We start from the raw sequence: 19,337 nt of genomic DNA on the forward strand, positions 1-19,337 counted from the left end.
CTTTCGTGGCCATGAACGAGATAACAACCTCCGAACAGCTTGACCTGCAAACCGCCGCCCTGAAGGTGCCGCCGCATTCCATCGAGGCCGAACAGGCCGTGCTCGGTGGCCTGATGCTGGACAACAACGCCTGGGAGCGGGTGCTGGACCAAGTGTCGGATGGCGATTTCTACCGGCATGACCACCGCCTGATTTACCGTGCCATCCACAAGCTGGTGGACCTTAACCACCCGTTCGACGTGGTTACGCTGCATGAGCAGCTGGACAAGGAAGGTGTGTCGTCGCAGATCGGCGGCCTGGCGTACCTGGCGGAACTGGCCAAAAACACCCCGTCGGTGGCCAACATCAAGGCCTACGCCGCGATCATCCGCGAGCGCTCCACGCTGCGACAGCTGATCAGTATCAGTACTGATATCGCCGACAACGCCTTCAACCCCCAAGGCCGCAACGCCGAAGAAATTCTCGACGACGCCGAGCGGCAGATCTTCCAGATTGCCGAAGCGCGGCCGAAAACCGGCGGGCCGGTGGGCGTCAACGAACTGTTGACCAAGGCTATCGACCGGATCGACACGTTGTTCAACTCCGACAGCGAGATCACCGGCATTTCCACCGGTTACACCGACCTGGACGAGAAGACCAGCGGTCTACAGGCCGCTGACCTGATCATCGTTGCCGGTCGTCCTTCGATGGGTAAAACCACCTTCGCCATGAACCTGGTGGAAAACGCCGTGCTGCGCAGCGAAAAGGCGGTGCTGGTGTTCTCCCTCGAGATGCCAGGTGAATCGCTGATCATGCGTATGCTCTCGTCCCTGGGGCGTATCGACCAGACCAAGGTTCGTTCTGGCCAGCTGGACGACGACGACTGGCCGCGCCTGACTTCGGCGGTCAACCTGCTCAATGATCGCAAGCTGTTCATCGACGATACGGCGGGCATCAGCCCTTCGGAGATGCGCTCGCGCACACGCCGCCTGGCGCGGGAGCATGGCGAGATCGGCCTGATCATGGTCGACTACCTGCAGCTCATGCAGATTCCAGGCTCCGCCGGTGACAACCGGACCAATGAAATTTCCGAGATCTCCCGCTCTTTGAAAGCGTTGGCCAAGGAGTTCAACTGCCCGGTGGTTGCACTGTCGCAGCTGAACCGCTCCCTTGAACAGCGGCCGAACAAACGCCCGATCAACTCCGACTTGCGTGAATCCGGTGCAATCGAGCAGGACGCCGACGTGATCATGTTCGTGTACCGCGACGAGGTCTACCACCCGGAGACCGAGCACAAGGGCATCGCCGAAATCATCATCGGCAAGCAGCGTAACGGCCCCATCGGCTTTGTGCGCCTGGCGTTTATCGGCAAGTACACCCGCTTCGAGAACCTCGCACCGGGCATGTACAACTTCGATGATGACGAGTAATTCCCAAAGGCCGTGACCGTTACTCTGTGGGAGCGGGCAAGCCCGCGAAGCAGGCGCCGCTGTGGATGGCACGGGCTTCGCCCGTGTTCCCGAGCCAGCCCGCTCCCACACAGATCACGCCAGCATTTACAGCTTGAGTTGGAGAGCCACTTCTCATGAACTGTGTCCAGCTCAAGCATTCTGACGGTCGCTGATCCCCACCTGCACCTGGCTGATGATCCGCCCTTCGCACAGGGTGATAACCCGGTCAAATCGTGACAGGGCACTCTGATCGTGTGTCACACAAATCAGCCCTTTCCCTTGGAATGCTTCGAACAACAGATCCCAAGTACGCTCAGCCGAGACGGCATCAAGCCCCGCTGTGGGTTCGTCAAAGAAATTGAATTCCCCTGGCTGATTAAGGACGCGCAGCAGCGTCAGCCTGCGTGCCTCACCGCCCGAAATGGATTCTGCGCGTGCATCCAGGTCAAGTGCATACCAATCTTTGTTCAGGCCCAGTCGTTCAAGCCATCGCTCGACTTGAGCCTGTTCGTGCGTACGCTCGAACAGCACCGCACGGGGCAGTAGGCCGGGTATGAAGTGCGTATCCTGAGGGCAGAGTCGCAACCGGCTGAACTGCTCACCAGCGTCAAGCGCAGCCAGGCATCTGCCGTTTAGATGAACATGCTTGCGCAACTGGAACACCGTGCCTGCGAGCGTATGCAGGAGGGTCGACTTTCCGCATCCGCTGGGCCCTATCAGCGCGACTCGTTCGCCCTTGTGCAGTACCAGGGGTTCTTTGAGTTGCAGTTGAAGTGTGTTCCGAGCGCTCAGGTGGCAGGGGTCGATGCTCAGGCCTGCTTTTTTGTCGTGGGACCCCGTGTCGGTTGGTAGGGTCGGGCCGAACGGGGGGAGTTGCAGCCAGTGTTCGAGTTTGCGTTTGTCGAGCCGGAACTGGTCCAGCAATCGCCAGGCTTCAGCCAGTTGCGCAACCCCTGCCAGCAATCCACTCACCAACGTGAAGAGTGCGACCATCTCGCCCAGGCTTAGCTGTGGTGTTGCCAATGACTGATCATGTATGCCCCACATCAGCAAGCCACCACTGCCCAGGCCAATGAACAAAGTGCGCAAACCCTGTACCCAGCCCCCACTGCGGGCTACCCGCACTGCTGAATCGGCATAGTCCGAGAGCGTCTGGTTGACCGGGAGCATGGCCGCATCCTCGGCCTTCTCCAGCTTTACCGTTGCCGCGCTGGCGAATGTGTCCACCCATTGTTCCGCAAGTTCATCCTCGCGCGCGTTCACCGCCTCGATATGTGGACGACGCCAGCGCACCAGACGATCATTGGCCCACAGATATGCCAGGCTCAAGGGGACCAGGCCGATCAATACCGAAGTAGCTCCCATGTATGCGAAGAGCGTTATCAACACTGCCGCTTCGGCTATCACCGGCCATGCCGAACCAATCAGAAAGCCTAACCACCGCTCCTGTGCTGTAATCCCCCTATCCAGCACCTTCACCAGTGTTCCGCCATGGAGTTGTCCATAGGCCTCGAAGCGTTTGTCCAGCAATACTCGGCACCAGCGGATCGAGAGTTGCCTCACACGCTCCTGGCAGAGCCGCGCCAGGCACCAGGCTTGCAAAGGGGTCATTGAGGCTTGCAGCGCGACAAGGCATATGAAGGCACCGAGCAGAAGCTGGGAAGACGAGGCCGAGGTGGACAAGTTGTCAATGATGTCGGCCAGGATCAGGGCAGGTACGACGGTCGCGACTTTCAGGACTAGTGTTGCGCTGAGGGCGGCGAGGATGCCTGAAAAGATGTGCATAAGGCTCTGGGAACTCTGCGAGAAAAAAGAAGCTGGGCCTGATAGGTGTGAAGGGGCCAAGCCGCAGGAGCCCTCTATCCTTCAGTAAGTTCGGAGGATTGTCTGCCAGCCAACTGTTTGAAAATGTAGCTGGCTGCGGGGCTTGCCATGGTCGGCGTTGTGACTCGGTTTTCGAGGGGATTATCAGTTTTTTCCCGTTGCGTGTAGGCCGTTTCTGAAATAGCTTCCTACCGCCTTTGCGCCATTGCGGTGGTTTTCTGGGCGGCCTAGTCTGGCCCTGTCGTTGCCAAAGCAGCGACCGGGCCTGCAAGCCCGACACAGGAACGAATGTTGTTCACCGTAAGCCAATGGCACGCCATTGGGCTCGCTTGATGGTGGCTGCGTGCGGGAGGTTTTCGAACCTGCCGGTTTTCGTTCTCTGTCCGGTCTTGCAGACCCGTACGTGGCCGCCACCCATCACACTGCAAGTCATGAGTGCGGCTCTTGTGAACCTACAGAGAGCTACAGCATGCTAAAAATTGTCCCCGATCCACCCCACGCTTTTCATTCCCTTGAAGACACCCTGATCCAGGCCACGGGCCAGGCAGCCGAGAACTTTCAGGGAATTGAACAATGACAACACAAGACACCCAGTACACCGTCGGCAAAACTACTTTCTATCAAGGTGAAAACGGCACCCATCCGCTGTTTCGCATCGAGCCGGGCATCCCGTGCAGAGACGCCCGCGAGCAGTCTTCGGAGTTGATGGGCTATGTGCGCGAGCTGACCATCATGGGGTTGATGGATGAGAAACCGATGATGCTCTGGGCAGCGCATTATCTGAGTGCGATGGCCAAGGCGCTGATGGATGATGCGGAGTTGGGGATGAAGCAGTGAGGGGCTGGCTTCAGGTTGCATGAAGGCAGCCATGTGTTCGCCACAACAATTTCAGCGCCAGTGAGATCGAGCGCCGCCCGCGCGGCGCTTCGCGGGGCAAGCCCGCTCCCACATTTGTTTCGGGCCAGTCCCGCCTGTGCCATTGGCGCGCGCCCCATTGTGTGTCCCCTTCTCTATTGAAGGTGTCGCCTCTGCATTTCTGCAATTCCCAGCCATGCACCAGGGTGCGAGTGCGGAGGAAGCAGGAGTAACTGGCCCGAAACAGATGTGGGAGCGGGCTTGCCCCGCGAAGCGCCGCGCGGGCGGCGCTCGATCTCATAGGCGCCGAAACTGCTGTGGCGAACACCCGGCGCCTGCGCTCCAACCCCCAATCCAGCCACCTGACGACCCGCCCCCCCAACCGTCGCCCCACCCACCAATCCCCACGAACACAGTCGGATTTGGTCAAAATTTGTGCTATATTCCGCGCCCGCGATTTCCCTGCACAACAGAACCGGTCACTGACATGCAAGCAGCCAAACCACTCTACGACTATCCCAAGTACTGGGCCGAATGCTTCGGGCCAGCACCTTTCCTGCCAATGAGCAGGGAGGAGATGGATCTGCTCGGCTGGGATTCCTGCGACATCATCATCGTGACCGGGGACGCCTACGTCGACCATGCGTCGTTCGGCATGGCCATCATTGGCCGTTTGCTGGAGGCCCAGGGTTTCCGCGTGGGCATCATTGCCCAGCCGAACTGGCAGTCCAAAGAAGACTTCATGAAGCTCGGCGAACCGAACCTGTTCTTCGGCGTGGCCGCGGGCAACATGGACTCCATGATCAACCGCTACACCGCAGACAAGAAGATCCGCTCTGACGATGCCTACACCCCTGGTGGTCTGGCCGGCAAGCGCCCGGATCGTGCCAGCCTGGTGTACAGCCAGCGCTGCAAGGAAGCCTACAAGCATGTGCCGATCGTGCTCGGCGGCATCGAGGCTTCGCTGCGCCGTATCGCCCACTACGATTACTGGCAGGACAAGGTCCGCCATTCGATCCTGATCGACGCCAGCGCCGACATCCTGCTGTACGGCAACGCCGAGCGGGCCATTGTCGAGGTCGCCCAGCGCATGTCCCAGGGCGAGAAGATCGAGCACATCACCGATGTGCGTGGCACCGCGTTCATTCGCCGTGACACGCCTGCAGACTGGTTCGAGATCGACTCCACGCGCATCGACCGCCCAGGCCGCGTGGACAAGATCATCAACCCGTACGTGAACACCCAGGACACCCAGGCCTGTGCCATCGAGCAGGCCAAAGGCGACCAGGAAGACCCGAACGAAGCCAAGGTAGTGCAGATTCTCGACAGCCCGCGCATGACCCGCGACAAGTCGGTCATCCGCCTGCCTTCGTTTGAAAAGGTGCGTAACGACCCCGTGCTCTACGCTCATGCCAACCGCGTGCTGCACCTGGAAACCAACCCGGGCAACGCCCGCGCACTGGTACAAAAGCACGGCGAAGTGGACGTGTGGTTCAACCCGCCACCCATCCCCATGACCACCGAAGAAATGGACTACGTGTTCGGCATGCCCTACGCGCGTATCCCGCACCCGGTCTATGGCAAGGAGCGCATCCCGGCCTACGAGATGATCCGTTTCTCGGTGAACATCATGCGTGGCTGCTTCGGCGGCTGCACCTTCTGCTCGATTACCGAGCACGAAGGCCGCATCATCCAGAACCGCTCGCACGAGTCGATCCTGCACGAAATCGAAGAAATGCGTGACAAGGTGCCGGGCTTTACCGGCGTGGTCTCCGACCTTGGCGGGCCGACCGCCAACATGTACCGCATCGCCTGCAAGACCCACGAGATCGAGAAGCACTGCCGCAAGCCGTCGTGCGTGTTCCCGGGCATCTGTGAAAACCTCAACACCGACCACAGCTCGCTGATCGAGCTGTACCGCAAGGCCCGTGCCTTGCCGGGTGTGAAGAAGATCCTGATCGCTTCGGGCCTGCGCTACGACCTGGCGGTGGAATCGCCGGAATACGTCAAGGAACTGGTCACCCACCACGTGGGCGGTTACCTGAAGATTGCCCCGGAGCACACCGAGCGTGGCCCGCTGGACAAGATGATGAAGCCGGGTATCGGCAGCTACGACCGCTTCAAGCGCATGTTCGAGAAGTATTCGAAAGAAGCGGGCAAAGAGCAGTACCTGATCCCGTACTTCATCGCCGCGCACCCGGGCACCACCGACGAAGACATGATGAACCTGGCCCTGTGGCTGAAGGGCAACGGATTCCGCGCCGACCAGGTGCAGGCATTCTACCCGTCGCCAATGGCCTCGGCCACGGCCATGTACCACTCGGGCAAGAACCCGCTGCGCAAGGTGACCTACAAGAGCGAAGGGGTGGAGATCGTCAAGAGCGACGAGCAGCGCCGCCTGCACAAGGCGTTCTTGCGTTACCACGACCCGAAGGGCTGGCCGATGCTGCGTGAAGCGCTGGAGCGCATGGGCCGCGCCGACCTGATCGGGCCGGGCAAGCACCAACTGATCCCGCTGAACCAGCCGCAGACCGATACCTACCAGAGCGCACGCCGCAAGAACTCGACCCCGGCGGGCAGCCACAAGGTGGGCAAGGAGCAGAAGATCCTTACCCAGCACACCGGCCTGCCGCCGCGTGCCAGCGATGGCAGCAAACCGTGGGACAAGCGCGAGCAGGCCAAGGCCGATGCGTTTGCGCGTAACCAGCAGGCGGCCAAGGAGCGCAAGGAAGCGGCCAAGGGTGGTGGCAAGGGCAGCAAGAAGCCGCGTCAGCCCGTCATCCCGCGTTGATTTCGAGAGCCGCTTTGCGGCCCATTCGCAGGCAAGCCAGCTCCCACAGGTACAGCGCAAGCCTCAGACTATGTGCAATCCCTGTAGGAGCTGGCTTGCCTGCGATGGACCGCAAAGCGGTCCCATGGATTTCAGCCTTCAATCAGGCTTCTTGTCGACCCACTTCGGCGCCACCGGCGCGACAAAGCTGTCCATCTCGTCCAGCAACTCATCCGGCTGCTGACCCAGCAGCAACATCGCCCGGTGCTGCGGCCGTACAAAGCCTTCCTCGACTATATGATCGAGGAACCCGCCCAGCTTCTCGTAAAAGCCATTTACATCGAGCAGTCCCAACGGCTTGGCGTGATAGCCCAGTTGTCCCCAGGTCCACACCTCGAACAGCTCTTCCAGCGTACCCAGCCCACCCGGCAAAGCGATGAACGCATCGCTCAGCTCGGCCATGCGTGCCTTGCGTGCATGCATGCCATCCACCACTTCCAGGCGCGTCAGGCCCTTATGGCCAACCTCGGCATCCAGCAGGCTCTGCGGGATGATCCCGACCACTTCGCCTCCGGCTGCCATGGCCGCGTCGGCCACCACACCCATCAAGCCGACCGCACCACCGCCATACACCAAGGTCAGGCCACGGCGGGCAATGGCCTGGCCAAGCGCCACGGCTGCTTCACGGTAGGCTGGGTTGGCGCCGATGCTGGCGCCACAGAACACACAAACGGAACGTACGGGCATTGCTCATCTCCTGTCACTGAGCTGTACAGGGTACGGCGCATGCCCGTTGCTTCCAAGGCCGGGTTCATTCCGGGCGGGAGAATTCGCAGATGGCGCCCGTAGCCCCGTGAGCGTAGGCGGCGAGCAGGCTGTTGATGAATGCAGAGATGGGCATTTGGTATTGCTCCTAAATGAGAGGTTGTCCCATCGTCTATTAAAAGGGCATGATGTGCTCTTAGATTGGTTGTATACAATCCATTGAACAATTCTACTGGCTGGCCACTTGACGCCCCCTTTGACCCATATCAGAAAGGGGCTGAACGGTTTCAGGCAGTCTCGCAATTGATAAAACCCTGCCAAGGAGATTCATGATGTTTGCGAAAGCTGTAGCGGTATCCCTGCTGACCCTCGCCAGCGCCTCTGTCTTTGCAGCCGAGTGCTCGGTGACTGTTGATTCGACTGACCAGATGTCCTTCAACACCAAAGAAATCACCGTCGACAAGTCCTGCAAGGAGTTCACCCTCAAACTGACCCACTCTGGCAACCTGCCGAAGAACGTCATGGGTCACAACCTGGTGATCAGCAAGACTGCCGACATGCAGGGCATTGCCACCGAAGGCATGAGCCAGGGTTTGGACAAGGACTACATCAAGGCTGACAACGCCGCGATCATCGCCCACACCAAGATGATCGGCGCTCCAGACAAAGAAACCGAAGTGAAGTTTGACGCTACCAAGCTGGAAGCCGGTGGTGACTACAGCTTCTTCTGCACCTTCCCGGGCCACATCTCGATGATGAAGGGCAAGGTTGTAGTCAAGTGATGCAGTAAGGGAGGGCTTTGCCCTCCATTCGCGGGGCAAGCCCGCTCCCACAGGGATATCACCATTCATCAAGGAGTGGCGGACCTGTGGGAGCGGCTTGCCCCGCGAAGCTTTTAGGGGGCGAACGGCAGTTCGCGCTTGTGCTGGGTCTTGCGGTAGGTAGCTACGATGATGTCAAACGCTGCCTGATCAACCGGCAACCCATGCAGGAAGGCATCGATCTGCTGGTAGGTCACGCCATGGGACGCTTCGTCAGGCTTGCCCGGTTCCAGGTCTTCCAGGTCGGCAGTCGGCACCTTTTCCACCAGTGACTCCGGCGCACCAAAGCTGCGCGCAATGGCCCGTACCTGGTTCTTCACCAGCCCGCTCAGCGGCGCCAGGTCGCAGGCGCCATCACCAAACTTGGTAAAGAAGCCCAAAGCCTTCTACCCCCCTATAAAGTGCACAACACACATCTCTATAAGGCTTATATATAGGGTAGGCATCTGTGCAAAAATCACAACTGCACAACCAGAAAAAAAAGTGTAAATTTTTTTGACCTGCCCATACCCGGTCTAGAAATGGAGCGATGAGGTTAGGGCATAATGGGAACGAGTATCGCAAGATGCCGCTCCCGCCTCCGAGTAAATGGCCACCATTGAGCTTCCCTCCCGAAGCCCAGATCCCCATCCTGGTCGCCACCCCTCCCATCCGGCCCAGCGCTGCATCTTGCCGTCCCGCTCAAGGCATAGGAGGAACCATGCAGAGTTTGAGAGTGGTAATGGCCCAGTTGAATATCCGAGTAGGGGATATTCAAGGTAACGTCGAAAAGGTCATCGAAGCGGCGAAGAAGGCCCGTGATGAGCTCCATGCCCAAATTATCGTTTTCCCCGAACTAACTCTCTGCGGCTATCCGCCGGAAGATTTGCTGCTGCGAACCAGCATGCAACATCGGATTGAGAAGGCTTTAGAGCAAGTTAAAAGCGCTGCTCAAGGCATTGCGATCGTAGTCGGCTTCCCGTGGGTTGAGGAAGGCTCCGGTCACGAAGAACTTCAAAGTCGTCGTTACAACAGCTGCGGGATATTTGCGGATGGGCAAGAAGTAGCGCGTTATTACAAACAGCAGCTTCCGAACTATCGTGTATTCGACGAGAAGCGCTACTTTGTGCCTGGTAGTGAGCCATGTGTAGTTGATTTATATGGAGTCAAGATAGCACTTGGTATCTGCGAAGACATTTGGTTCCCTGAACCGCTGGGTCAAGCATGCAATGCCGGTGCACAACTGATGCTGACGCTGAATGCCTCGCCGTTCCATAGAGGCAAGCAAGCTGAGCGTGAAGAACTTTTAGCTCAGAGAGCAAGTGAGTGCTCGATTCCGATGGTTTACGTCAACCAAGTCGGTGGTCAGGATGAGCTTGTCTTTGACGGGAACAGCTTTGTTGTCGATGGAGATGGCCAGGTTGTTCAGCGTGCTCCGGCCTTCGAAGAGGGGCTGCACGCAGTTGACTTTAAGCTCGATGGTCAGAAAGTTACGCCTGTCTCAGCCGAGAAGTCAGAACTACTGAGCATCGAAGCCAGCGTCTATCTAGCCCTAGTAACTGGCGTGAGAGATTACGTACAACGAAACGGGTTTAAGGGTGTAGTACTTGGTCTTTCAGGTGGTATTGACTCGGCACTTAGTTTGGCTGTGGCTGTCGATGCACTGGGCGCTGAGAATGTAGAGGCGGTGATGATGCCGTATCACTACACAGCACAGATGAGTCAGGACGACGCGAAAGAAGAAGCTGATTTGCTAGGCGTGAAATATAGCGTGATGCCAATTCAGCCGATGGTTGAAGCATTCCTTGCTACTCTTGCACCAGAGTTTGAAGGTTTGGCGAAAGATACCACTGAAGAAAACCTTCAGGCTCGTTGCCGTGGTGTGATTCTGATGGCTATCTCCAACAAGAAACGCTACTTGGTACTGACTACTGGTAACAAGAGTGAGATGGCTGTTGGGTATGCAACGCTATATGGTGATATGGCGGGTGGCTTCGATGTATTGAAAGATGTTCCGAAGACGCTTGTGTTCAAGCTGAGCGAGTACCGAAACACGCTTGGGTACGTAATTCCACAGCGCGTGATTGATCGTCCGCCATCAGCAGAACTTGCGCCTGATCAGAAGGACGAGGATTCGCTTCCTCCGTATCCTGTTCTGGATGAGATTCTGCGTCTCTACGTTGAACATGACTATTCAGCAGATGCGATCATTGAAGAGGGCTTCGATAAAGAGGTTGTGTACAAGGTTATTAGACTCGTTGACCTAAATGAGTATAAACGACGTCAAGCTGCAGTCGGCCCGCGTGTAACCGAGAGAGGGTTCGGTCGAGATCGTCGTTATCCAATTACTTCGAAGTGGAGTATTGGCGAGTAATTACTGTAAGGCTCTAGTAAGACAGCAAGTAAGTAAGTCAGTAAGGAAAGTAAGACAGTAAGCCAGCCCCATCCGCGATGGGGCCAGGCGTAGCGACACACGGTTCCCCTAATCCTCTCCGAGCCGATCTCCAAGGCTAAGCTGGCCCTACACGGGTCGAAGCGATACCAAGCCGTCTCATCCCACGTCTAGTCCTACGTGGTCTCAGGCAGGCCTACAGGCCAAGATCAGAGGCAGCCGCGCGGTGCGCGAATTCGCGACGTTTTTCAGGTTTGGTGCTGAGCAGCGTTTGAATGGTGGGGCGAAAATTCACCATCCTCTGCCAGAACATGCAGCTGAAAGCTCCATCCAGGCTCCATACGCTACCAAGCATCGCTGTTCTGTCTGAGAGCCCTTCGCTCCGGCATCCGACGCCTTGTGCGCGCTGCTAGGCCCTCTAGTGCGATGTCGACCTAGGCTCAATTCTGCAGGCAGTCGCACTGTCGCAATTCGACCTATTTCCTAGCATCATCCGCACATCGAAACGCGGAAGTCGTCACTAGGAGAGTGCATGAGCGGGTCAAAGACAAAAGGACAGGAACTGAAGGCAGTCACCGTCAAGCGGGACGATTTTTCACTCAAGACCATCCAGCGACTTCGAGATAGCGTTGGAAATGTTTGCGCCTTTCCTGGCTGCTCGGTGAATACCCATGGCGCCAACGCTTCGGGTGACGGAGTCGTAAACCTAGGCGTTGCGTGTCACATTAAAGCTGCTGCACCGCTAGGCCCCCGCTACGACCCTGAGCAGACCTCGGATGATCGTAAGCATTTCGACAACGGGATCTGGATGTGTCAAACCCACTCGAGGCTCATTGACGCTGACAAGGACAACTACAGCGTTGATGAGCTCTGGCAGTGGAAGCGCGAGGCTGAGATCAAAGCGAATGCGCAGCTCAACCAGAAGAGTTTTACCGAGAAAGAGTTGAAGTCAGCGCTCAACCAAGGCTCAGCGGAGTTGCTTCAGCGGTTCGTGAACATGAGTGGCGACCCGATCAATGCGCCTATTCCAGAGGTGATTAAGGGGTACGAGGCTAGCCTGGAGAGCCTGGATCCACGTTTCCGGGTTGAGGTGAACAAGAGTGGCGGTCACTACCAGTACTTCATTCAGCCTGTTGGAGATGAGGTCAACCTGCAGCTGATCATCGAAGGTACAGACAAGATTGAAGGCTACCTTGCAGCGGAAAAAGCGCTCCTGGAAGAGGGCAGAGAGCTTGTGATTCCGAGTGACCACTTCAGATTGGAAGGATCCGAGCTAATAGAACAGCTGCACGAAAAGGCTCGAGGAACCCAAAAGGGTACGCTAACGATGGGTGCACCTAAGCGCGAGTTGGCCGGTACCCTCTATGTGCGGACTGAGGAGGGCAGTGAGAAGATCGTAGATACGTTCACATTCTACTACACCTCTGGCACTTTGCGTACAGTGTTTGACGGTAAAGCGTTAGAAGGTCTTGTGGCTATCAGAGCGCACTGTTCCCATGATGGGCAAGACACGAAATTTGATATTTCGATTTCTCTCGATGCTTGGCGTGGAAAGGACATCCTAGAGTTTCCACGATTCTCCCGCTTGCTAAAAGCGGCAGAACTCCTGTCGACAGGTCGGTTAGTATTTGAGCTTGAGATAAAAAATCAGCTCGTGCCATACGACTCGCGTTCTGCTGAGGGCAGTGAGGAGTTCCACTCGCGGATTGACTGGATTATTCACTACCTTGAGTTAGCGCGGAAGGTCGCCGTGAATTGCGATGCTCCTGTTGTGATGCTCAACACGGAGATGAGCCCGGATACTTACTCAATTCTGAGAAAGTACAACAAGCTGATCGAGGGGGCTGTGATTAGTCCTCGAGACTCTAAAATGCTTTGCAAGGGTGAGTTCGATTACACCGAGGGGTGTACGTTTGAATCTCTCGAAAAACAGGGGGCTTTTTCTGCACTCCGTATTTCGGAACCTGCAGGTGTAAAATTCGATCTGTTTGGTCAGTCAATAGAAGCTCCGCGCCTTTCGCACATATTTACGAACGTTGAGTATGTGTTCTATACGGATCTTGAGGCTAAGGGTCAGCCAAAGTTTGAGGTTTACACCACAGAGGATTCTACGATTACTACACTATTGCACCCTGATGATAGTTGGAGCGTAGGCGAGGCGCTCACCGAGACGCCGGAGGCTTTTGATCACGGCGGCTGATACATAGGACGAGAGCCGGCTGCGCCGGATAAGCGACGTATCCATATGAGCGCGGCGAAGGCCGAGATAGCTCTCATAGGCCGATGCAGTCATCCAAGGATCATTCGTCAAAAGCTGTAACCTTTTTCGCGAGCGTGCTGTGCATCCGTACAGTATGCTGATTGCGGATGTCCACGGTGAGTCCAGCGCGGTGATGGTCGGCCCATCTAGCCTGGTCTCATGACTGACGCTCTGAATACCTGCGAGGAAGCGCATGCAGAATGCTCCATTTATCGATCCGAGAATGCCTTGGTTTGAGAGCCTGGCTGAGAAGTACAGCAGCAATCTAGCAAAGATTGGCAAGGGCCTTTTCTGGGGAGGTGGTGCAATTTTCTTGCTGCCGCTGACGCAGTGGACGGCACTTGGCCTAGGCGCAATTCTGATGGGGATCGCTTTCATTCTAGGACGCGCCTACAACCAGCATGTCGATGAGTTCATCAAACTCATCTCGCTTCCAAAGTTGATCAGGCTGTTTGCTCCGACCTGGCGATTCTTGCTCATGACGACGCTGCTGATCGGTGTGGGTATCGGGCTAGAGGAGTGGAGCTTCTTTGCTGAGCACAAGCAGATGTTGATTACCTTGCTTGTCTCGGGCGGGATGTTCGACATGGGCCTGCAAGCCTTCGCAGAATGACGTTGAAGCGATCAGCTAGCACTAGGTGTTCAGTTACCCGCCTAGTGACCAACTTCTGCAACCAGTGTCCAGGGCACGATCATGCTGTCCAGAGGCCCGGTTAAGCTCGTTGCTTCGATTTCATGGGTCAGCTTGAACGGGTGGTATTTTGCCCTCAATTTAAAGTGTACACGGCCAAACTTCCGGTCTGAACGACGCAGCGGGCTTCCCGGTTGAGCGCTAGGGGCACACGCGATCTGATCCGTGCGAGAGCCGTGGTGACCTAACCATGAGATGGAAATGATGGAAAAGAAATACACGATCGAGCGGTCACGGCTTAAGCCTGGCGACATCATCCTTACTGCTGAAAAAGCCGCTGTGAGCAAAGGGGTGAGGGTGGGTACCGGATCTCGGTTCTCGCATGCCGCGATCTGGGTTGGTGGCACCATGATCGAAGCGGTAAGAGAGGGCGTCTTTTCAAAAAATGCTCAGAGGCTGATGCTGGACAAGCCGAGCCACTGCGCAGTGCTTAGAAGTCGGAAGCCGCTGAGCGACCACGAGCTCGACCAGATCTGTTACTACGCTCACTCACAGGTGGGCTCTTTGTACGCCTTGGATGAGGCGATGCTCGTGCTTCCACGGCGCTTGATGAAGCTTGAGTCCACAAAGAAGCAGTTCTGCTCGCGCTTGGTTGCCTTGGCATACACGCAAATCGACTACGACTTCATCAACCTTGGCTCACCTCACTACTGCACGCCGGGAAAGCTCGCGAGATGCAAAGCTTTTGAACGGGTACCAGGGATTGTTCGGGAGGTGCTCCCCGGTGAGGTTGACTTCGCGATGTCCAACGACCCAGTCAAGAAAAATGCGGCTGACACTTTTGAGTGGTTGGCGAAAGTCAGAGACTTGGTCGAATCAGATCTTGCGCTCAAGGCAGTATTCGATATCCAGACCATCAGCGACGTTGCTGACCTCTTGATCAAGCGGCCACAGCTTGATGAGATAGTCGTCGGCTTCCTGCACGAAAATGACTACCTCACCTATTTCAACCATGACATGCAGGCGAGTCCGTTTCGGTACCAGCCGGATTTGATGACGCTTGAGCTGAGGCTTGCAGACGATCTTGAGGGCTTCATCGGCCAAGAGCTAGGGAAGGAGTATAGCTTGGCTAAGCGCCATACCTTGAACATCGATAACTCCATCCAGAACTACCTTTCGACTGGCTTAAGCTTTGTGATGGAGCACCTCAAGCTCTATCAAAATCTCATGAATGGAGTTTGGATTCGGCTGACCAACATCGCCATCGCTTGTGAATCCGTAGGCATGTCTGAGGCTGCGCAGGGAGCCCGGGAGTTAATGCTGGAAATCAAGGAACCTTTGGATAGGGGACAAACCGTTATCGAGAACCCCCACCTTGGATTACCTGCGAAAATAGCGTTGTCCAGGGCTATGGTTTAATCACTGATCCGCCATCCATCTGCCGATACCGTTGATTGAGGGCCTGCCTGTGAAAGCAGGGGCAGTGCTTGCGTCCGGCATCCCATCCAAATCGGCGGCTGACGATCCCTAGTCTACCGATCACCATTCCGGTGCCAGATCTTGTGCACGGTGGAAGCAGGAATCCCCAGCTTCACCGACGTCTCTTTCTGAGTAAGCCCACCGGCTTTGCAGTCAAGGACAGCTTTGATTTTTTCAGCCGAGGTAGCGGGTTTACCGCCTTTGGCTGCGATTAGCACGCCGTCAGTGAACTGACCTGGAACGTTCTCCATGACCTTCATTTCCTGCAGCTTCTCGAGCTCGTTCCATAGATAGGCCATGAACTCTTCGAAGGTCTCGTGGCGCTCGAAGCTGGAAGCGGCTGCCAGGAGTGCTACGGGGTCGACGTCAAGGTGGCCGCTGATACCTTCCAGCATCTTCAACGTCATGTTCGTCGAGCCGTGCTCAACATTGTGCAGGTGCCGGGCGTCCAGCGTTTTCACCAACTGCTCTTGAGATAGGCCTCGAGCAGCACGCACGGTGCGCAGGACTGCTGCGAGGGAGTAGGGCGAGGGCATCAAGACTTCCGCGTAAAGGGAAGGATAAGGCCACATCGCAAAATTCACATCTATGAAATATAGTCAGTGAATGTGAATTGGTGATATCGTGCCTCACCCTCGACTGGTGCGTGGAAAGTTGTGAGCGATGACACTCACCGTCTAAAGGAAAATTGTCAATTTATATGAATTGTTTATGGGCTTAACACTAGCTTAGAGCCCGAGAAGTGAGCGGGGTATCGGCTGTGTTAGTGACTAAGCGGACTGATCTTCAGGGGCAATTTTTGGCGCCGGATCACCTGCGTTTGCTTTGGGATTCGGCGAGCCTGAATGCAGATTCTTATTACTTCATCGTTGAAGGTAGTGGTTTTGTCGACGGGTGCCTTGGGCCGTCTATGCGTATTGTCTCGAGCGTTGAGGCTGTGGATTCGCTGTGTAAGGGGGACGCGGTGGAATTCCTGAGCGTGAACAAGGTTCAGCTGATGGCACCACCGACAATGACGAAACAGGATGAATTTTCCATGCAGGTGCTCTCGGAAATCCGCATTCAGGAAGGCAGTCACCCGAACACCATCTACGAGTTTGTTACACGTGATGGAAAGGTCTACTCGAGCGCGAGGGGGTGAGTGATGGCTGCCTCTCTCGAAGAGATTATGTCCTTCCTATACGGAGCCGGTGATCTGGTGCAAGGGTGGGGTGGTGATCCTGCAGGACTCGTGCATGCGGCCCAGCAGCGGTTTCCTGGCAAACCTTTCTGTTTGGTCAGGCGGTGGATCCTGATCGACGTTGTAGCAAACGAAGGTGAGCTATCGCCGGCAGGAGTTCCGCCAATGGTGATCCTTGCTCATGAGGTTGTTCAGGACAGTCAACGACGTTTCGATCCTGGGCACTGGGTGCGAACCACCTATGCGGTCTCTCAGCCGGAGCACTGCATGTTTGAGACTCGGAGCACTGTCTATTTGCTTCTGGGTGATGGGTATAGCAAGGAAGCGACCCTTGATGTTGTCTTTTCTCTGCAGCCATAGAGCTAGCCCGGCTTTCCTTCGGAGAAGCCTTGGAGAGGCGATCCATTCCGAAACGAGCGGGGCGCGAGCAAGCTTATGAGGATTCTCGTCTACTCCGATCTGCACCTCGAATTCTGTGATTTCCAGCCGCCTACGGCGGAGGTCGACCTGGTGATACTGGCGGGTGACATTTCGGTGCGCAGTCGCGGTGTAACGTGGGCCAACGAAGCGTTCAAGTGCCCAGTGATCTATGTCTGTGGCAACCATGAGCACTACAAGGGGCACATCTCGAAAACGCTGATCAAGATGCAGACAGCGGCGGCGAAGCACGTCCATGTTTTGGAGAGCCAGAGCCTGATTGTCGGCGGCATCCGCTTTCTGGTTGCGACAGGGTGGACGGACTTCACTTCGACGGGAGACTACAAGGCGGCGATGAGGGATTGCGCCGAATGGATGAACGATTTCAGGAGAATCCGCGCCGGGGAGGGTTACAGCAAGCTTCGTCCGTCTGACCTTATCGGCCTCAACATCGCTACGCGCCAGTTTCTTACAACTGAGCTGGCCAAGCATTTTGAGGGAAAAACAGTCGTTATCACACATCACTGCCCCATCCCTGAGGTAGCTGGTAATGGTCATGAAGGCCATCTCGGTGCAGCGTATTACAACCTATGGCACGACTTGGTAGCCGAGGCTGATGCTTGGATCTTTGGTCACACCCACCACGCAGTCGACACGGTCGTTACGGGGTGTCGACTCGTTTCGAACCCCAGAGGGTATCCAGGTGAAAAGCCCGGCTTTGTACCTGATTTCATCATTGAAATCTAAGCGCCTCTAGGAGCGAACGCTCTCAAGGAGGTTGTTGTTTTGGACGCAGGAGCACAAGAACACATGACAGATGAGATCACCAGCTACTCCAGAGGGCTCTCGACATTTCAGCTCACGCGCATCATACGAGCGATGACTCGGCAGTACCCTGTACCGATCACTGCCTATCTGGGCGATGTCGTCATTTCGAACGATTGCGCAGTCGGTGTTGTGGTTGGTCAAACCGTTCCAGGGCTTATTGAAAAGCGTACAGGGGCATATTTGCTGACGACGACGCCGATCTTCAAGATGATGAGAGCAGAGGGGTTCTGGGTGGTTGATACCAAGGCAGGGAATTTCGTACTGACCTCTTTCAAGCGCGGAGCGGGCCGGAAGAGTCTTCGAGCACTGATGGCAACCGCCGACCAACCTGACGCATCTCCGACGCGCGAGCCAGGCACCTTTGCGGGTGCCTGAAAGGCCGAGTATGGCGATCAGTTGAGCGTCGCGAGAAGTGTACGCAAGAAATCCTGGCGGCGATGTATAGAGCTCAGAATCACGTAGTCTCGCTCGCCGTCACGCTCCAGGTGGCCAGCTTCGACCAGCCCCAGAATGAATTCTTCCGCTCTGCCTCTCGCTTCGCGAAGGTCATGCTCAGTGCTGCATGTGTGAATGTCATCAACAAGGCGCTTCCAGAACTCGCTCTGTCGTTTGCCGATAGGGTCGGCGGCGAAGGAGGGTGCCCGCAGCAAGGATGCGTAGTAGCCGCTAACAGAGGTGGTGCTCAAACAAGGTGCTCCGCAGGGGATGGACGGTAGCAAGGCTATCATGCGTTTATTCATTCGCCTGTTATTGCCCTGCCTTGGCCTTGTTGGCCGGCTGTCTCCAGAACGTCAACGCTCCAAAGGAGATAGAAATGGCAAGAAACCGTGTACCTCTTTCTACTCGCCCGGTTGACGAAGCATCGGGAGCCACGATGCCGAGCAGCGTGGTGAAGGCGATGCAGGTTCCATTTGACCTCGAAGTCACCGCATATCTATCCAGCGTGCAATATGGGCCTGGGGAGCTTTATCTTCAGGGCGTCATCTTCAATGACCGCGAGCAGCGCTTTGAGGACGGCGCATCGATCCGCACCTCCATAATCATGGCTGCACAGGAAATCCATGGATTCTTCGTTGTGCGCACACTGAGCAGTCTGTACGTCGTGTGCGACTGGGCAGGCGACGCCGCTCGCGAGATTTCGAAGGCCAAGCATTGAGATCCGGTATCTCGTGTGCATCGGGGCAAGCCCAGCGATGCAGTATGCGTAGCCGGCGGTAGAGATATCACATGAAGTTGACACCATCAGGGCAGCCCGAAGACGTCGTATGCGATATGTGTGGATTGTCGACCCGGGTTGGCGAGGTAGGGGTTCAGTTTGGAACGCTGCATGCGGCTTGGGGTGAGGGTGCAGGGCACAGTGGTGAAGTCTATGAGCTTCATCTGTGTGAGGGTTGTTTTTTCTCCCTGGTATCTGACATCAAGCGCACTCGATGGGCCAGCGTGATGCTGGAGGATGAGGGTGACGCAATTCAAAAAAACGATGCGTTTGGCCGGGTTAGTACGGATGGTGCCGAGTGAGCATCATTGCCATCTAGAGGTGGAGCTTGTAAACGAGCCAGCGCATCTGCGTTGATGGAGGGCATGTCGGGTCATTGACAGTTCTGCATACACCCGACATGCAAGCCCTCAGCTCATGGCTGAACCGCTCATGAGCTTGGCATCCGTCAATGGGGCTTTCCAGCTACCAGGCTCGTTGCCAGTACTTC

The 19,337-nt window shown here is 56.4% G+C and carries 17 protein-coding genes and 1 pseudogene; 13 read left to right on the top strand and 5 right to left on the bottom strand.

Annotated elements, in window-relative coordinates:
- Positions 1-11: 11 nt before the first annotated feature.
- Positions 12-1,409: a replicative DNA helicase gene (gene dnaB, locus P0Y58_04920; protein WEK31543.1), complete on the top strand. Its 1,398-nt coding sequence runs from the start codon at positions 12-14 to the stop codon at positions 1,407-1,409.
- Between the two features lie 171 nt (positions 1,410-1,580).
- Here the strand turns inward: dnaB and P0Y58_04925 are convergent, their stop codons facing one another.
- Positions 1,581-3,215, bottom strand: a complete 1,635-nt coding sequence (locus P0Y58_04925; protein WEK31544.1) for an ATP-binding cassette domain-containing protein — start codon at positions 3,213-3,215, stop codon at positions 1,581-1,583.
- A 612-nt stretch (positions 3,216-3,827) separates the two neighbouring features.
- Here P0Y58_04925 and P0Y58_04930 point away from each other — a divergent pair.
- Complete coding sequence (locus tag P0Y58_04930; protein ID WEK31545.1) at positions 3,828-4,091, top strand: DUF3077 domain-containing protein; 264 nt, start codon at positions 3,828-3,830, stop codon at positions 4,089-4,091.
- Positions 4,092-4,596: 505 nt separating this feature from the next.
- Complete coding sequence (locus P0Y58_04935; GenBank protein ID WEK31546.1) at positions 4,597-6,900, top strand: YgiQ family radical SAM protein; 2,304 nt, start codon at positions 4,597-4,599, stop codon at positions 6,898-6,900.
- A gap of 138 nt (positions 6,901-7,038) precedes the next feature.
- On the opposite strand, the gene P0Y58_04940 is transcribed toward P0Y58_04935, so the two are convergent.
- Positions 7,039-7,626 (bottom strand): TIGR00730 family Rossman fold protein, encoded by a 588-nt coding sequence (locus P0Y58_04940; protein WEK31547.1) that lies wholly within the window; start codon positions 7,624-7,626, stop codon positions 7,039-7,041.
- A gap of 350 nt (positions 7,627-7,976) precedes the next feature.
- On the opposite strand from P0Y58_04940, the gene azu reads away from it, so the two are divergent.
- Positions 7,977-8,426 (top strand): azurin, encoded by a 450-nt coding sequence (gene azu, locus P0Y58_04945; GenBank protein WEK31548.1) that lies wholly within the window; start codon positions 7,977-7,979, stop codon positions 8,424-8,426.
- 113 nt (positions 8,427-8,539) lie between these two features.
- On the opposite strand, the pseudogene nadE reads toward azu, so the two are convergent.
- Positions 8,540-8,845 (bottom strand): annotated as a pseudogene (gene nadE / locus P0Y58_04950) (NAD(+) synthase).
- Between the two features lie 320 nt (positions 8,846-9,165).
- Here nadE and P0Y58_04955 point away from each other — a divergent pair.
- The 4 genes from P0Y58_04955 to P0Y58_04970 all read left to right on the top strand — a co-directional run bounded on the left by P0Y58_04955 (position 9,166) and on the right by P0Y58_04970 (position 15,146).
- Positions 9,166-10,818 carry an NAD+ synthase gene (locus P0Y58_04955; GenBank protein ID WEK31549.1) on the top strand — a complete coding sequence of 551 codons (1,653 nt, stop codon included), beginning with the start codon at positions 9,166-9,168 and terminating at the stop codon, positions 10,816-10,818.
- A gap of 550 nt (positions 10,819-11,368) precedes the next feature.
- The gene (locus tag P0Y58_04960) at positions 11,369-13,036 is read left to right on the top strand and encodes a hypothetical protein (protein ID WEK31550.1); all 1,668 of its coding nucleotides are present in this window, start codon (positions 11,369-11,371) and stop codon (positions 13,034-13,036) included.
- Between the two features lie 253 nt (positions 13,037-13,289).
- Positions 13,290-13,709, top strand: coding sequence for a hypothetical protein (locus tag P0Y58_04965; protein ID WEK31551.1), 420 nt, complete (start codon positions 13,290-13,292; stop codon positions 13,707-13,709).
- Positions 13,710-13,988: 279 nt separating this feature from the next.
- The gene (locus P0Y58_04970; protein ID WEK31552.1) at positions 13,989-15,146 is read left to right on the top strand and encodes a YiiX/YebB-like N1pC/P60 family cysteine hydrolase; all 1,158 of its coding nucleotides are present in this window, start codon (positions 13,989-13,991) and stop codon (positions 15,144-15,146) included.
- Between the two features lie 113 nt (positions 15,147-15,259).
- Here P0Y58_04970 and P0Y58_04975 read toward each other — a convergent pair whose 3' ends face one another.
- Positions 15,260-15,667 carry a sigma-70 family RNA polymerase sigma factor gene (locus P0Y58_04975; GenBank protein ID WEK31553.1) on the bottom strand — a complete coding sequence of 136 codons (408 nt, stop codon included), beginning with the start codon at positions 15,665-15,667 and terminating at the stop codon, positions 15,260-15,262.
- A gap of 338 nt (positions 15,668-16,005) precedes the next feature.
- On the opposite strand from P0Y58_04975, the gene P0Y58_04980 reads away from it, so the two are divergent.
- The 3 genes from P0Y58_04980 (at position 16,006) to P0Y58_04990 (ending at position 18,006) form a co-directional block, all read left to right on the top strand.
- Positions 16,006-16,347, top strand: a complete 342-nt coding sequence (locus P0Y58_04980) for a hypothetical protein (protein ID WEK31554.1) — start codon at positions 16,006-16,008, stop codon at positions 16,345-16,347.
- Between the two features lie 474 nt (positions 16,348-16,821).
- Complete coding sequence (locus P0Y58_04985; protein WEK31555.1) at positions 16,822-17,550, top strand: metallophosphoesterase family protein; 729 nt, start codon at positions 16,822-16,824, stop codon at positions 17,548-17,550.
- A gap of 63 nt (positions 17,551-17,613) precedes the next feature.
- The gene (locus P0Y58_04990) at positions 17,614-18,006 is read left to right on the top strand and encodes a hypothetical protein (GenBank protein WEK31556.1); all 393 of its coding nucleotides are present in this window, start codon (positions 17,614-17,616) and stop codon (positions 18,004-18,006) included.
- A 17-nt stretch (positions 18,007-18,023) separates the two neighbouring features.
- On the opposite strand, the gene P0Y58_04995 is transcribed toward P0Y58_04990, so the two are convergent.
- Entirely contained in the window at positions 18,024-18,317 is a 294-nt protein-coding gene (locus P0Y58_04995) for a hypothetical protein (GenBank protein ID WEK31557.1), read from the bottom strand.
- 128 nt (positions 18,318-18,445) lie between these two features.
- On the opposite strand from P0Y58_04995, the gene P0Y58_05000 reads away from it, so the two are divergent.
- Both P0Y58_05000 and P0Y58_05005 read left to right on the top strand, forming a co-directional pair.
- Positions 18,446-18,787 (top strand): hypothetical protein, encoded by a 342-nt coding sequence (locus P0Y58_05000; protein WEK31558.1) that lies wholly within the window; start codon positions 18,446-18,448, stop codon positions 18,785-18,787.
- Positions 18,788-18,858: 71 nt separating this feature from the next.
- Positions 18,859-19,149 (top strand): hypothetical protein, encoded by a 291-nt coding sequence (locus tag P0Y58_05005; GenBank protein ID WEK31559.1) that lies wholly within the window; start codon positions 18,859-18,861, stop codon positions 19,147-19,149.
- Positions 19,150-19,337 lie beyond the last annotated feature (188 nt).

This window comes from Candidatus Pseudomonas phytovorans (genome assembly GCA_029202525.1).
Classification (GTDB): domain Bacteria; phylum Pseudomonadota; class Gammaproteobacteria; order Pseudomonadales; family Pseudomonadaceae; genus Aquipseudomonas; species Aquipseudomonas phytovorans.